This window comes from Pseudomonas sp. F9001, assembly GCF_013385435.1.
In the GTDB taxonomy this organism is placed as follows: Bacteria; Pseudomonadota; Gammaproteobacteria; order Pseudomonadales; family Pseudomonadaceae; genus Aquipseudomonas.
Window position 1 is genome coordinate 347,223 of sequence record NZ_JACAPX010000015.1, and the last position, 12,981, is coordinate 360,203.

The window sequence follows — 12,981 nt, forward strand, 5'->3', positions numbered from 1 at the left end:
GATGATTTTTCCCCTGTCACGTCTGGGCCTTGTGGGGGTGGTGCTGTGCCTTTCCCTTCCCCTGCACGCCAACGAAGCCGACCCCACGCTGATCGAACAGGGCAAATACGTTGCCCAACTGGGCGACTGCATCGCCTGCCACACCGCCAAGCAAGGCGCGCAAATGGCCGGCGGGCTGGAACTGGGCACGCCGATGGGCACGATCTATTCGAGCAACATCACCCCGGACCGTGACACCGGCATCGGCCAGTACACCTTCGAGCAGTTCGACCGGGTGATGCGTGAAGGCGTGACGCCGGCCGGGCAGAACCTGTACCCGGCGATGCCTTACCCGTCCTACGCGAAGATGAGCGAAGGCGACATGCGCGCCTTGTTCGCCTACCTGATGCAGGGCGTGGAGGCGGTGAACAAACCCAACCTGGACGCCGAGATGGGCTTCCCGTTCAACCAGCGCTGGGGCCTGGCGTTGTGGAATTTGGCGTTTCTCGACAAGCAACCATTCGTGCCGGACCCGGCGAAGGATGACGTGCTTAACCGTGGCGCCTACCTCGTCCAGGGCCTGGGCCACTGCGGCTCGTGCCACACCCCGCGCGGCATCGCCTTCCAGGAAAAAGCCATGAGCGACGCGGGCCGCAGTGGCCGGCATTACCTGGCCGGTGAGACTGTCGAGCACTGGCGCGCCTTGAGCCTGCGCAACCTGTGGACGGTGGACGACACCGTGCAATTGCTCAAGACCGGGCAGAACCGCTTTGCCACGGTCGCGGGCAACATGGCGGATGTGATTCATCACAGTACCCAACACTTCACCGATGCCGATTTGACCGCCATCGCGACGTATCTCAAATCCCTGCCGCCGGGCAAGGACGACCTGCCGATGCCCGCCGTGGCCCACGAACCCGCCGCACCGCCCAAGGACTTGTTCACCAGCCGTGGTGGCCTGGGCTATATGCAGTTTTGCAGTGACTGCCACCGCAGCGATGGCGGCGGGGTGAAAGGGCTGTTCCCGCCGTTGGCCGGCAACCCGAGCGTTGCCTCGAACAACCCGACGTCACTGCTGCACATCACCCTCACCGGTTGGGAAACCGCCGAGACCGCAGCCCATCCACGGGTCTACACCATGCCTGGGTTTGCGCGGTTGGCGGATCAGGAAATCACTGAAATCCTCAGTTTCGTGCGCAGCCGTTGGGGCAACGAAGGCACGCCTGTCACGGCTGCCCAAGTGAAGAAAATGCGCGGCCAGCTCAACCCGGTCACCACCGACTCGTCAGCGTTTGAAACCCCACGCCTGGCCGAATTGTTGGCGGCGCCGAATGCCGATCAGGTGGTACGCGGCATGCGCCTGCACCTGCAGACCAAGGAACTGCTGCCCAATAACGTGGGCAACTCGCTGAACTGCACCAGCTGCCATCTCAACGCCGGCACTGTGGCGGATGGTTCGCCGTTTGTGGGCGTCTCGGCATTTTTCCCGAGCTATGCGCCGCGTGCGGGCAAGGTGGTGAGCCTGGAAGAGCGGATCAACGGCTGCTTCCGTCGCTCGATGAATGGCAAGCCGTTGCCAGCGGAATCGGCGGATATGCAGGCGATGGTGGCGTACTTCGACTGGATGAAAAACAACACCAGGCCCGAAGACAAAGTCGCCGGGCGCGGGGTGGGCAAGGTCGACCCGGCGATCAAGCCGGATATGCAGAATGGCAGGCAGGTGTACGCCCGGCAATGCGCGGTGTGCCATGGCGACAATGGCCAAGGGTTGACGCGGGCGGATGGCGAGTTGGTGTACCCGCCGTTGTGGGGCGAGCAGTCGTTCAATATCGGGGCGGGGATGGCGCGGCTGTACACGGCGGCGGCGTTCGTCAAACGCAACATGCCAATCGGTTTCCACGAGAAATTCCCGTTGGGGCAGGGCGGGTTGTCGGATCAGGAGGCGGTGGATGTGGCAGCGTACTTCTCCCAACAACCTCGTCCGGATTTCCCGGACAAAGTGAAGGACTGGCCGAAGGGGGGTAAGCCCGTGGATGCGCGGTACTAACCCCACAACCTGTTCGAAGTGGGCACAGTCAATGTGGGAGCGGGCTTGCTCGCGAAGACGGTGAGTCAGTCACCCATGTATTGACTGACACTCCGCTTTCGCGAGCAAGCCCGCTCCCACAGTTTTAACCGAGTGCAGTCAGTTAGAAGGTGGTGCGCAACCCAACCTGCACACTTCGACCCGGCGCCGGGGCGATGTCCCGCAGGATCGAGCTGGCGTAGCGCACGGTCTGGTTCGTCAGGTTCTCGCCGTTGACGAACGCCAGCCACTGGCTGCCGCCGACATTGAAGCGGTAGCCGGCGCTGGCGCCCAGGGTGGTGTAGCCGTCGGTGCCGCTTTCGTTGTCCGGCACCCGGCCCTGGCCCGCCGCGTGTTCAACGTCGATCCGCGCCTGCCAGCGATCCAGTTCCCACAAGAGGCCGCTGTTCAAACGCAACGGCGCAATGCGGGGCAACGCTTCACCCGTGTCCAGGTTGGTTGCACGGGTGTAGTCGCCCGACAGTTCCAGCGCAAACTTGCCGTAGGCACCTTCCCCCAGCTTGATGTGATCCTGGGCTTCAAAGCCTGCGAAACGCGCACGCACACCGGAATATTTGTACTCAGGGATGCCGCCGGCGTCTTCCTCGCCTTCGTCATTCAAGGTGCGACCGCTGCCCAGCAGGCCGATGTAGTTGGAGAAGTGGCTGTAGAACACGCCGAAGCTGCCCTTGTGGGTGCCGTTGTCGAAGCGCAGTGCCAGGTCGCTGGACACGGCTTTTTCTTTCGACAGGTTGGCATCGCCCAGTTCATAGGTGCCGGTGGCGACGTGAGCGCCGTTGGCATACAGCTCGTAGAAGGTCGGGGCACGTTCGGTGTAGCCGAGGGTGGCGGCCAGGGACCAGATCGGCGTGAGGGTGTACATCGCGCCGGACGACAGGCTGCCGGCGGTGAAGTCGGCGGATTTGTCCGCATTGGCGAAGCGTGCGTTGCCCTTGCCGTCCGGGTCGACGTTAGTGTGTTCCAGGCGCCCGCCGAGGCTCAGCTTGAGGCGCTCGGTGGCCTGCATTTCTTCGAGGATAAACAGCGCGCCGGCGTTGGTATCGGTCTGCGGCACGAAGGCTTCTTCACCCAGGGCCGAGAATTCATTGCGACTGACTTGGGCACCCACCACGCCGTTGAACGGCCCGATCGGCAAGTGTCGCGCTTCCACCCGGGCTTCGTAGCCCTTGTTCTTGAAGGTGGTGCCGGTCTCGCCGCCTTCGATTTCCATGTGCTTGTAGTCGGTATAGCCGGCGTCGAGTTTGACCGAGGTGAACGGGCCTTGCAGGTTGCGGATTTCGGACGCAAAGGCGTAGTGATCCTGCTTCATGCGGATGCGCACGTCCTGCTCGGCCGGGGAGCCGTAGTTGCTGTCGTAGTTGCTGTAGGACAGCCCGGCGTAACCGTCGTCCCAGGTGTAGGAACCGCCGACTGCACCACCGTCCTGGCGTCCGTCGCTGTTGCCGAGGCGACCGTTCTTGCCTTCACCGTCGTCGCTTGGCGGTGCATGGCGGCTGCGGGCAAAGCCGGGGATTTTCAGGTCGTTGAATTCCCGCGCGCTGGCGTCCAGGTGCAAGGCGAAAGTGCCGTTGCCGGCTTCCAGTTTGCCAGCGCTGCTGCGGGTGGTGTCGGCGCCGCCGTAGCGCAATTCACCGGCACCGTGAATGCCTTCGATGGCTTCGGTGGGGATGCGGTTGTCGAAGGTATTGACCACGCCGCCGATGGCGCTGCCGCCATAGAGCAGGGCGGCCGGGCCACGCACGATTTCGATGCGGTCGACGTTGACCGGGTCCAGCGGCACCGCGTGGTCATAGGACAGCGACGAGGCATCCAGCGCGCCCACGCCGTTGCGCAGGAGGCGAATGCGGTCGCCATCCTGGCCACGAATGATCGGCCGGCTGGCCCCCGGGCCGAAGTACGACGACGACACACCGGGCTGCTTGTTCAGGGTTTCACCCAGGCTGCCTTTTTGTTGCAGGGTCAGGTCATCGCCTTCCAGCACGGTGGTGGGCGAGGCGAGGGTTTCGCTGCCCAGCGGGTTGCCGGTGATGACTTGAGGTTGCAGTTCCAGGGCGTTGGCCTGGGAGGTGATCAACAGGGCGGCGGCCAGCGGGGTAAGGCGCCAGAGAGAAGAGAGGGACATCGGTCGTTCCTTGGCAAACGGCAAAAAGAGAAGGCTGAAAACGGTAAGGGATTCGATACCCTTTGATAGTTATAGTTACAATATAACATCACTTTTTTCCCTGCCAAGGGGAACTTTCCCAAACCCCGCTCGATCACTCCCACGCTGATCGTTCCCACGCTCTGCGTGGAAATGCATGCCGTGACGCTCTGCGTCACCATTGCGCAGGGTTAAAACTTGCGTCGACCGAGGGACGCAGAGCGTCCAATTCGGCATTCCCATGCAGGGCGTGGGAACGATCGAACAGTGGCCTATAGTGAAGGCAACGCTTCCACCCGCACGGCCCGTCCGCTAAGGTGCGCGGCTTCGTTTTCTTCTTTTCTGCACAAAAGGCCCGGCATGACCGCGACAAACAAAGACCCACTGCACGGCGTCACCCTGGAACAGGTCCTCACCGCGCTGGTGGCGCATTACCAATGGGAAGGCCTGGCCGAGCGCATCAATATCCGTTGTTTTTCCAGTGACCCGAGCATCAAGTCGAGCCTGTCGTTCCTGCGCAAGACGCCGTGGGCGCGGGAGAAGGTCGAAGGGTTGTACGTGAAGTTGATGCGCACCAAGCGACCGGTCGAGGACTGAGGTGAAACGTCACCTTATCGGCCTGGCAGCCCTCGGCGGCTGGGTTGGCCTGGCGCTGCAGCAGTACATCATTTTCTACTTCCGCTGGGTCGATGGCGCCAGCCTGTTGCCGGGCCTGGTGAATTTCTTCAGCTTCTTCACCGTGCTCACCAACACCCTGGTGGCGGTGGTGTTGACCCATGCGTGGGTGCAACGGCCAACCGCGGCGAGCCGGTTCTTCCTCGGGCCCGTAGTCAGCAGCGGGATTGCCGTGAGCATTGTCGTGGTCAGCCTCGCCTACAGCCTGTTGTTGCGCCACATGTGGCAGCCTGCGGGGGTGCAGTTTGTGGCGGACGAGTTGCTGCACGATGTGATGCCGTTGGTATTTGTCGCGTATTGGTGGTGGTGCGTGCCCAAGGGCAGCCTGCGCCTCAAACACATCGGGCTGTGGGTGATTTACCCGGTGGTGTACTTCGCCTATGCGTTGTTGCGCGGGTATGTGTGGGGCCTGTATCAGTACCCGTTCATTAACGTGGACACCCTGGGTTATCCACAGGTGTTCATCAATGCCGGGGGAATTCTGGTGGGGTTTGTACTGGTTGCTTTGGTGGTGGTGGGGCTGGATAAAATCTGTAGGAGCGAGCTTGCTCGCGAAGAACGTTAACGATAACGCAGTGTGTCTGGTTTGACGCGGCGCTCTCAGGTTCTTCGCGAGCAAGCTCGCTCCTACAGGGATCACTGTTGCCAGTAACCAACCGCCTTGAGGAATGCCTCATTGATGTTGTGCGTGTCCAGCAGCACCCGTCGTACCTGGCGCGACAGCTTGCTCTCGGTGGCGACAAAGCTGTACAGCGAACCGCCCGGCAGCGTCAGGTTCTGCACCGTCTCGAGCAGGTCATCCTGGCCGCGCACCACCCAGATCACTTCCACTTCGGCAGCGCTGGCCAGCGGCTGCTGTTCCGCCGCATTGGCGATCTCTATCACCGCCAATACCTTGCGCCCCGCCGGCAATTCGTCCAGGCGCCGGGCAATCGCCGGAATCGCGGTTTCATCGCCGATCAACAGGTAGCTGTCGAAGATATCCGGCACGATCATCGAGCCACGCGGCCCGCCGATGTGCAGGTGCTGACCGACCTTGGCCTGCTCGGCCCAGGTGGAGGCAGGGCCATCGCCATGCAGCACGAAGTCGATGTCCAGCTCGCCGATGTCCAGGTCGTACCGGCGTGGGGTGTAGTCGCGCATGGCGGGTTGCGGGCCGTCGCCGCGCAGGTTGAAGTCGGGGCTGTCCAGCGCCGCTTGTTCGGCGGCGTTCTGTGGGAACAGCAGCTTGATGTGATCGTCACTGCCCAGGCTGATAAAGCCCGCCAGTTCCGGCCCGCCCAGGGTGATGCGGCGCATGCGCGGGGTGATGTCGACCACCCGCAGGACTTCGAGGCGGCGGCGTTTGATTTCGTGGGTCACGCGGTGGATGGCTTGGGTATTCATTGAGCTTTCCCGTCGGCAATGGCTTGGGCGGTGCTGTTGAGCAGCGCCGCGACACGAACGATTTCTTCCGGGCTCCAGCGCCCGTGGTGCGAATGCAAGGCGTGGCGCAGGTTATGCACCGCCTCGTGGATTTCCGGCGGACGGTCCTGGCCCCGCAGCGAACGTTTGCTCACATCCATGCGCATGCGAATGCCTTCGAGGGCAACCGCCTGTTCGCTTAAGAAGAGACGACCGGCGTCGGTGATTGTGTAGCGTTTTTTTCCGTCTTCGGCATCGCCGGTAATCAATTCGCTTTCTTCGAGAAAGGTCAGCGTGGGGTAGATCACGCCGGGGCTGGGGCTGTAGGCGCCGTCGAACAGGGTCTCGATCCGGCGAATCAGGTCGTAGCCATGGCACGGCTGTTCGGCGATCAGCGCCGGCAGCAGCAGTTTCAGGTCGCCGGGGGCGAAGACCCGCGGGCCACGGCCGCCGCGCTCGCGGCCTGGACGTTTGTCGAAGCCGTCGCGGCTGTCACCGGGGTCGCGGTGTGAATGATGGTCTCTCATTTCGGGTGCTCTCGTTTGGTTTAGATACAACGTAAGATATATCTTATTGCCGCCGCAACCCCGGCAGACGAACGGTCATCTCGCGTCTTGTGAGACGGGACTCGAAACGGGCCGATCAGCGCACTGACCCTTTCGACATATTCGCCAACTTGTTAGTTGGCGTGCCCCAGTAATTACTGTTGTTTTTTATAATATGTAATCCTATTCTTACGGACTTGTTCTGCACTAAATCATTCTCGTTAAGTTGATGTAGTCCGTTTCTTACGGTTGATTCAAAAGTTTTGGCAAAGTGCCATAATTTTCCTATGTGTCTTGGTGTGACAAGGCTACGTGAATAAGCGAATCGACCGGCTTTCATATTCAAAATCGAAATGGATAATTGCCCGGCCTCGAACGAACTCCTGAATTGCAATACAAGTAATTGGAAAGCATCCAATTTCCATTGCTTCGGGAAATTGTTCTGGCGCTGGGTTAATTAAGTCCTGTGCGCAACTAAGCCAGGATTTCGTTTTGATTTTTAATACATGTGAGCTCTGCAAATGAAGACTAAAGTAAAAGCTGCGCTGTTGACTGTCGGCCTGTTGGCGGGTTCGATCTCTGTTGCTAATGCGGCGGACGGGACGATTACATTTACCGGTTCGGTCCATTCGGGTGCTTGCTCTATCAAGCCTGAGTCTGTGGATCAGTCAGTTGCACTTGGCGCTATTGCAAAGCATCAGTTGCAATCCGGCGGCAAGTCCACCGCCCGCCCCGTGGCGATCGAGCTTGAAGGTTGCGACCTGTCTGGCCTCACCGATAACACCGTGACCACTACCTTCACCGGTGCACCGTCCAGCGTTGTGCCTGGCGGCATCGGCACGGTCGGCAGCGCGGGCGGCATCGGCATCATGATGACCCACGGTGGCAAAGCGATTGAGCTGGGCGTGCCAACCACTCCGCAGGCCATTGTTGCCGGTAATAACACCCTGCAGTTCGGCGCCTACGTACAAGGCCAGGCGACAGGCGACATCGTTCCTGGTGATTTCAGCGCGGTCACCAACTTCACCTTGGCTTATCAGTAAGTGTTTCCCCCGCCACCACTGGTGGCGGGGGAAAACTGGCGGGAGATCAAGGTGAAAACATTCATAAGTCTCGCTATTGCCTCTTCATTGACGTTGTTCATCAGCCCTTGTGATGCCGCGCAGACGCGTGTGCAAGGCGATGGGCTCGTCACGCTGGGAGGCGAGATCATCGACTCGGCCTGCGGGCTGGAAGCGGTCACTGCCGATCAGACCATCGACATGCCTCCCGAACCCATCGGCCGCCTGTTGCGAGAGGGCGCGGGGCAAATGCAGCCGTTCCAGCTACGGCTGGTCAACTGCACCGTGACGCGTCCCGACCCGCTGCGCCCCGGCGAAACGCTGCCGGACTGGGAGCATCTTCGCGTGACGTTCGACGGGCCCAGCGATATGGGCGGGCGCACCTTTGCGGCCTTTGGGGCCTCGCAGGGGGTTGCTTTCCATATTGAGGACGCCGCTGGCCAGGTGAGTGTGCCGGGAGTGCCGATGGCGCTGCTGCCGGTGGTTGATGGCGACATGACACTTCATTACAGGCTCCGCCTGGTGGGCAACGGAGTGCCGCTGTTGGCAGGGGCTCACCGCGCGGCAGTGCGGTTCAAGTTGGAATACTTTTGAAGATTGAGTTGCGTGTATGTTGAATACGTCGAAAGTCATGAATACGCTGCGCCCCAGCCTCTTTGGCGGGTTGATATCACTGGCTGGAACTGCAATGGGCGCCGGGGATATTGAGTTTAATACCGACGTTCTTGATCTGATTGATCGCTCCAATATTGACCTGTCTCAGTTTGCACGCAGTGGGTTTATCTTGCCTGGCACCTACTCGATGGTGGTCCAGCTCAATACCCAACCTATATCTGAACAATCGGTGGCGTTCTTTGCCCCCGATGATGATCCCAAAGGCAGTGTGCCCTGTTTATCGCGCGAGCTTGTCGAGCAACTGGGCCTCAAGGCGTCCGGTGCTGACCAGCTGAAGTGGTGGAAGGGCGGGCAGTGCCTGGATGTCACGGGCTTGCCCGGCATGGAGGTCAGTGCCGACCTGGGCACGTCCACCCTGGACATCAACCTTCCCCAGGCCTACCTGGAATACAGCGCCATCAACTGGGACCCGCCGTCACGTTGGGACGAGGGGGTGCCGGGGCTGCTGGTCGACTACAACATGACGGCGCAGTCCAGCTACCGCAAAGGTGACGGTACGCGCAATGACCTCAGCGGTAACGGCACACTCGGGGCCAATGCCGGGGCCTGGCGCCTGCGGGCGGATTGGCAAGGGCGTGTCGAGAAAGACCGCGAGGCGCAGGCCAGCCGGCAAAAACTGGAGTGGAGTCGCTATTACGCATATCGCGCCATTCCTGCGCTGAAGGCACGCCTGGTGTTGGGCGAGGACTACCTCTATTCGGACCTGTTCGACAGCTTCCGCTTTACCGGTGCCGGGCTCAAGTCAGACGAAAGCCAGCTGCCGCCCAACCTGCGGGGCTATGCACCGGAAGTGGTCGGGGTGGCCAAGACCAATGCAAAGGTTGTCATCAGCCAGCAGGGGCGTGTGCTCTATGAAACGCTGGTGGCGGCAGGCCCTTTTCGGATCCAGGACCTTAACGACGCCGTGTCCGGCACGCTGGATGTGCGGGTCGAGGAGCAGGACGGTTCGGTACAGAAATTCCAGCTCGATACGGCAGGCGTTCCTTACCTGACGCGTCCCGGGCAGGTTCGTTACAAGCTGTCTGCCGGGCGACCGTCCAACCTGCAGTACCACTCCCACGGTGACTTTTTCGGCACCGGCGAGTTTTCCTGGGGAATCAGCAATGGTTGGTCGCTGCTGGGCGGTGCGATAACGGATAACAACTACCGTGCGCTGTCGGTGGGGGCGGGGCGGGATTTGCTGGCGTTCGGGGCCGTTTCCCTGGACGTCACCCAGTCTCGCGCCAGCCTGTGGAACCAGACACTTTCGGGCAAATCCTACCGCCTTCAATATTCCAAGAACTTTGAAGAGTACGACAGCCAGGTCACCTTCGCCGGTTACCGGTTCTCCGAGAAGAACTACTTGAGCATGAGCCAATACCTGGATGCTCGGCACTACGGGTTGAACGGTGAATTGGGTGGGCGCGGCGTGTTCGATGAAGACGGTAACTTCATTGAACACTGGAAACCCATTGGCGGTAACAAGGCGCTGTATACGGTCACGGTGAACAAACAGTTCCGCGATCTGAACACCACGGTGTATGCCAGCTACAACAAACAAACCTATTGGAACCGGCCGGACACCCAGCGCTGGAACCTGTCGGCGTCTCGTTACTTCAACGTGGGCTCTGTCAGGAACATGAGCCTGTCGCTGAATTTATATCGCACCCATGAATACCAATATAAGGACAACGGAGCAGCGCTGACGGTCAGCCTGCCATTGGGACCCACCGGCACCCTGTCGATGGATGCCAACAGGGCCGGCGGCAAAAACAGCTTTACCACACGCTACGCCGATCGCCTGGATGAACGTAACAGCTACCAGGTCAGTGCCAGCGACACCTCGGCCAGCGGCTACCTGAGCCATATTGGTGACCAGGCCGACATCGACCTCAGCGCCACGACGCAACAAGGCAATAACCGCACCCTCAGCGCATCCGTGCGTGGCGGCGGCACGCTCACGCCTTACGGCGGGGCGCTGCATCGAACCACCAGTACCGGCGGAACCCGGCTGCTGGTCGATACCGCCGGTGTGCCCGATGTGCCCGTGCGGGGCTACGGCACGCCGACCCGCAGCAACGCGTTCGGCAAGGCGGTCATCTCCGACATCACCAGCTACCAGCGTACGGCGGCCAGTGTTGACCTGGAGAAATTGCCCAGCGATGTCGAGGCCACTCAATCCGTGACGCAACTGACCCTCACCGAGGGGGCCATTGGCTACCGATCCCTGGAAGTGATTTCCGGCCAGAAGGCCATGGCGGTTCTTCGCCTGCCGGATGGCAGCGCACCGCCCTTCGGCGCCACGGTGAAAAACCGCAAGCAGCAGGACACCGGGGTGGTGAATGACGGCGGGGATGTCTACCTGAGCGGCATTCAGGCCGGCGAGCAGATGATCGTCAGCTGGGGCGGCACCGAGCGTTGCGTCCTGACGCTGCCTGTCGAGTTGCCAACGGATGCGTTCACCGATGCCCTGCAACTGCGCTGCCAGAGGGTAGCCGTCGATCAAGCCTCACCCGAGCCAGCCAGCCTGACCGGCCAGCGAAACACTATGGAGAACCCATCCTCATGAAACACAGCACACGTTTTACCTATGCACTGCTGCTGGCGGTCTTGAGCCAGAGCGCCAACGCCGCTGTCGGCCTGGACCGTACCCGCGTGATTTTCGACGGTGGCAAAGACGCAACCAGCGTCAACATCACCAACAACAACCCCCAGTTGCCGTACCTGGCCCAGGGCTGGATCGAGGATGAAGAGGGCAACAAGATCACCTCGCCGTTGATCGTGCTGCCACCGGTCCAACGCCTGGAGCCCGGCAAGCAAAGCCAGGTAAAAGTCCAGGCGTTGCCGGCCGCCAAATCGCTGCCCCAGGATCGGGAGACGGTCTACTACTTCAACCTGCGGGAAATTCCGCCGCGCAGCGACAAGCCCAATACCCTGCAAATCGCCCTGCAAACCCGGATCAAATTGTTTTACCGGCCGCAGGCAATTACCCCCACCCAGCAGGACCTGTCCAACCCATGGCAGGAAAAGCTGACCCTTACCCGGCAAGGCGATCACTACGAGGTGAATAACCCCACGCCTTACTACGTGACCCTGGTGGATGCGCGCAGCAGCAAGGACGGCAAGACCATACCGGGCTTCGAGCCGGTGATGGTCCCGCCCAAAGGCACGCAGGCCCTGGGGCCGACTGCCAAGGAGCTCGGCACAACCCCCTATTTGTCCTACGTGAATGATTACGGTGGCCGTCCGCTGCTGGCGTTCACCTGCAGTGGCGAGACATGCAAGGTGAACACGCAACTGTCTGTGGCCAATCAGTAGTGCCTGCTGCCGGAGAACGTCATGAAGTTGCACACAGTGAAGGTCTTGGGCGGTCTGTTGCTGGCCCTGATGGGGCCGGCGCACGCCGCGGATGACGAGGATGTGGAGGGCATGGTCGGGATGCTCAACATTCTCGGGTCCATGCATGAAACCCCCTGCAGCCTGGAGATGGCATCCCTGCACCAGACGATCGACCTGGGCCCGGTGTCGGCCAGCCAGTTGCAACGGCCGGGTGACCAGGCGACCTCCGTGGCCTTTCAACTGCTGTTCGAGGATTGCCGGCGCACCGCCGGCCGCATCGCCAGTGAACGCACGGGGAACCTGACATGGAGTGCTTATCAACCGGTGCTCTCGGTGGCGTTCATCGCACCAGCCGATGCCGATGATTCACGGCTGGTCAAGGTGCAAGGCATCACCGGGATGGGCCTGCGCCTGACCGATTCCCAGGGGCGCGATGTACAGCTGGGTTCAAGGGGGGAGCCATTGTTCTTGCCCTTGGGCCGCAACACGCAGACCTGGAACGTCCAGCCCACGCGCACCCCGGCACCCCTGACCAGCGGTGCATTCCGGGCCGTGGTGGATTTCAGGCTCAATTATGAGTAAGGGCAGAACAATGACCAGGTTAACCGGCCCGTGGGCCATTTTTATCGGTGCGGGACTGCTGTGGGCGGTCAGCCAGGGCGTGCAGGCCGATACCAACCTGACGATCCGCGCGACCATCATTGCACCTCCACCGTGCGTGATTAACAGCGGCGGCACGCTGAATGTGCCGTTCGGCAATGACCTGCTGACGTCACGGATTGATGGCGTGAATTATCGACGGGACGTGCCGTATACCGTCACCTGCAGTCCTCCCGTTTACAGCAACGCGATGACCCTGGAACTCAAGGGCGCGGCAGCCGGGTTTGATAACAAAGTGCTCTCGACCCCCAAGACCGACCTGGGGGTCAAGCTCTTCGCCAATGGGGCGGACTGGCCGCTGAACACGCCGCTCAGGTTTACCCATCCGACCTTTCCGGTCGTGCAGGCGGTGCCGGTCAAGCGCGCAGGCAGCACGCTGACGGGCGGGGCATTTGCGACCGCCGCCACCCTCGTGATCGAGTACCAATAATGAGGAAA

12 protein-coding genes are annotated in these 12,981 nt (G+C 61.2%); 9 read left to right on the forward strand and 3 right to left on the reverse strand.

Annotated elements, in window-relative coordinates; all coding sequences use genetic code 11:
* The first annotated feature begins 1 nt into the window (after position 1).
* Positions 2–2,026, forward strand: a complete 2,025-nt coding sequence (locus tag HX818_RS18175; protein ID WP_177020497.1) for a c-type cytochrome — start codon at positions 2–4, stop codon at positions 2,024–2,026.
* Positions 2,027–2,168: 142 nt separating this feature from the next.
* On the opposite strand, the gene HX818_RS18180 is transcribed toward HX818_RS18175, so the two are convergent.
* A complete protein-coding gene (locus HX818_RS18180; protein WP_177020498.1) occupies positions 2,169–4,187 on the reverse strand; it encodes a TonB-dependent receptor in 2,019 nt (672 codons plus the stop codon).
* A 378-nt stretch (positions 4,188–4,565) separates the two neighbouring features.
* Here HX818_RS18180 and HX818_RS18185 point away from each other — a divergent pair, with 378 nt between their 5' ends.
* A complete protein-coding gene (locus HX818_RS18185; RefSeq protein ID WP_003216406.1) occupies positions 4,566–4,802 on the forward strand; it encodes a VF530 family DNA-binding protein in 237 nt (78 codons plus the stop codon).
* Between the two features lies 1 nt (position 4,803).
* Positions 4,804–5,445, forward strand: a complete 642-nt coding sequence (locus HX818_RS18190; RefSeq protein WP_177020499.1) for a Pr6Pr family membrane protein — start codon at positions 4,804–4,806, stop codon at positions 5,443–5,445.
* Between the two features lie 71 nt (positions 5,446–5,516).
* On the opposite strand, the gene HX818_RS18195 is transcribed toward HX818_RS18190, so the two are convergent.
* Both HX818_RS18195 and HX818_RS18200 read right to left on the reverse strand, forming a co-directional pair.
* Positions 5,517–6,266 carry a siderophore-interacting protein gene (locus HX818_RS18195; RefSeq protein ID WP_177020500.1) on the reverse strand — a complete coding sequence of 250 codons (750 nt, stop codon included), beginning with the start codon at positions 6,264–6,266 and terminating at the stop codon, positions 5,517–5,519.
* Positions 6,263–6,811 (reverse strand): PadR family transcriptional regulator, encoded by a 549-nt coding sequence (locus tag HX818_RS18200; RefSeq protein WP_003216412.1) that lies wholly within the window; start codon positions 6,809–6,811, stop codon positions 6,263–6,265. Before HX818_RS18200 ends, HX818_RS18195 begins: the two co-directional genes overlap by 4 nt.
* 539 nt (positions 6,812–7,350) lie before the next feature.
* Between HX818_RS18200 and HX818_RS18205 the strand changes: the two genes are divergently transcribed.
* The 6 genes from HX818_RS18205 to HX818_RS18230 are packed head-to-tail and all read left to right on the forward strand — an operon-like array spanning position 7,351 to position 12,973.
* Positions 7,351–7,872: a fimbrial protein gene (locus HX818_RS18205; protein ID WP_023659208.1), complete on the forward strand. Its 522-nt coding sequence runs from the start codon at positions 7,351–7,353 to the stop codon at positions 7,870–7,872.
* Positions 7,873–7,923: 51 nt separating this feature from the next.
* The gene (locus HX818_RS18210; RefSeq protein WP_023659209.1) at positions 7,924–8,484 is read left to right on the forward strand and encodes a fimbrial protein; all 561 of its coding nucleotides are present in this window, start codon (positions 7,924–7,926) and stop codon (positions 8,482–8,484) included.
* Between the two features lie 16 nt (positions 8,485–8,500).
* Positions 8,501–11,113 (forward strand): outer membrane usher protein, encoded by a 2,613-nt coding sequence (locus tag HX818_RS18215; protein ID WP_158213531.1) that lies wholly within the window; start codon positions 8,501–8,503, stop codon positions 11,111–11,113.
* Positions 11,110–11,862 (forward strand): fimbria/pilus periplasmic chaperone, encoded by a 753-nt coding sequence (locus tag HX818_RS18220; RefSeq protein ID WP_177020501.1) that lies wholly within the window; start codon positions 11,110–11,112, stop codon positions 11,860–11,862. Before HX818_RS18215 ends, HX818_RS18220 begins: the two co-directional genes overlap by 4 nt.
* Positions 11,863–11,883: 21 nt before the next feature.
* The gene (locus HX818_RS18225) at positions 11,884–12,465 is read left to right on the forward strand and encodes a fimbrial protein (RefSeq protein ID WP_003216422.1); all 582 of its coding nucleotides are present in this window, start codon (positions 11,884–11,886) and stop codon (positions 12,463–12,465) included.
* A 10-nt stretch (positions 12,466–12,475) separates the two neighbouring features.
* Complete coding sequence (locus HX818_RS18230) at positions 12,476–12,973, forward strand: fimbrial protein (RefSeq protein ID WP_087692799.1); 498 nt, start codon at positions 12,476–12,478, stop codon at positions 12,971–12,973.
* Positions 12,974–12,981: the final 8 nt, after the last annotated feature.

Coding starts and splice junctions, on each gene's coding strand:
- HX818_RS18175 (WP_177020497.1), top strand. CDS start 2: ATGATTTTTCCCCTGTCACGTCTGGGCCTTGTGGGGGTGGTGCTGTGC.
- HX818_RS18225 (WP_003216422.1), top strand. CDS start 11,884: ATGAAGTTGCACACAGTGAAGGTCTTGGGCGGTCTGTTGCTGGCCCTG.
- HX818_RS18200 (WP_003216412.1), bottom strand. CDS start 6,811: ATGAGAGACCATCATTCACACCGCGACCCCGGTGACAGCCGCGACGGC.
- HX818_RS18205 (WP_023659208.1), top strand. CDS start 7,351: ATGAAGACTAAAGTAAAAGCTGCGCTGTTGACTGTCGGCCTGTTGGCG.
- HX818_RS18180 (WP_177020498.1), bottom strand. CDS start 4,187: ATGTCCCTCTCTTCTCTCTGGCGCCTTACCCCGCTGGCCGCCGCCCTG.
- HX818_RS18220 (WP_177020501.1), top strand. CDS start 11,110: ATGAAACACAGCACACGTTTTACCTATGCACTGCTGCTGGCGGTCTTG.
- HX818_RS18215 (WP_158213531.1), top strand. CDS start 8,501: ATGTTGAATACGTCGAAAGTCATGAATACGCTGCGCCCCAGCCTCTTT.
- HX818_RS18230 (WP_087692799.1), top strand. CDS start 12,476: ATGACCAGGTTAACCGGCCCGTGGGCCATTTTTATCGGTGCGGGACTG.
- HX818_RS18195 (WP_177020500.1), bottom strand. CDS start 6,266: ATGAATACCCAAGCCATCCACCGCGTGACCCACGAAATCAAACGCCGC.
- HX818_RS18185 (WP_003216406.1), top strand. CDS start 4,566: ATGACCGCGACAAACAAAGACCCACTGCACGGCGTCACCCTGGAACAG.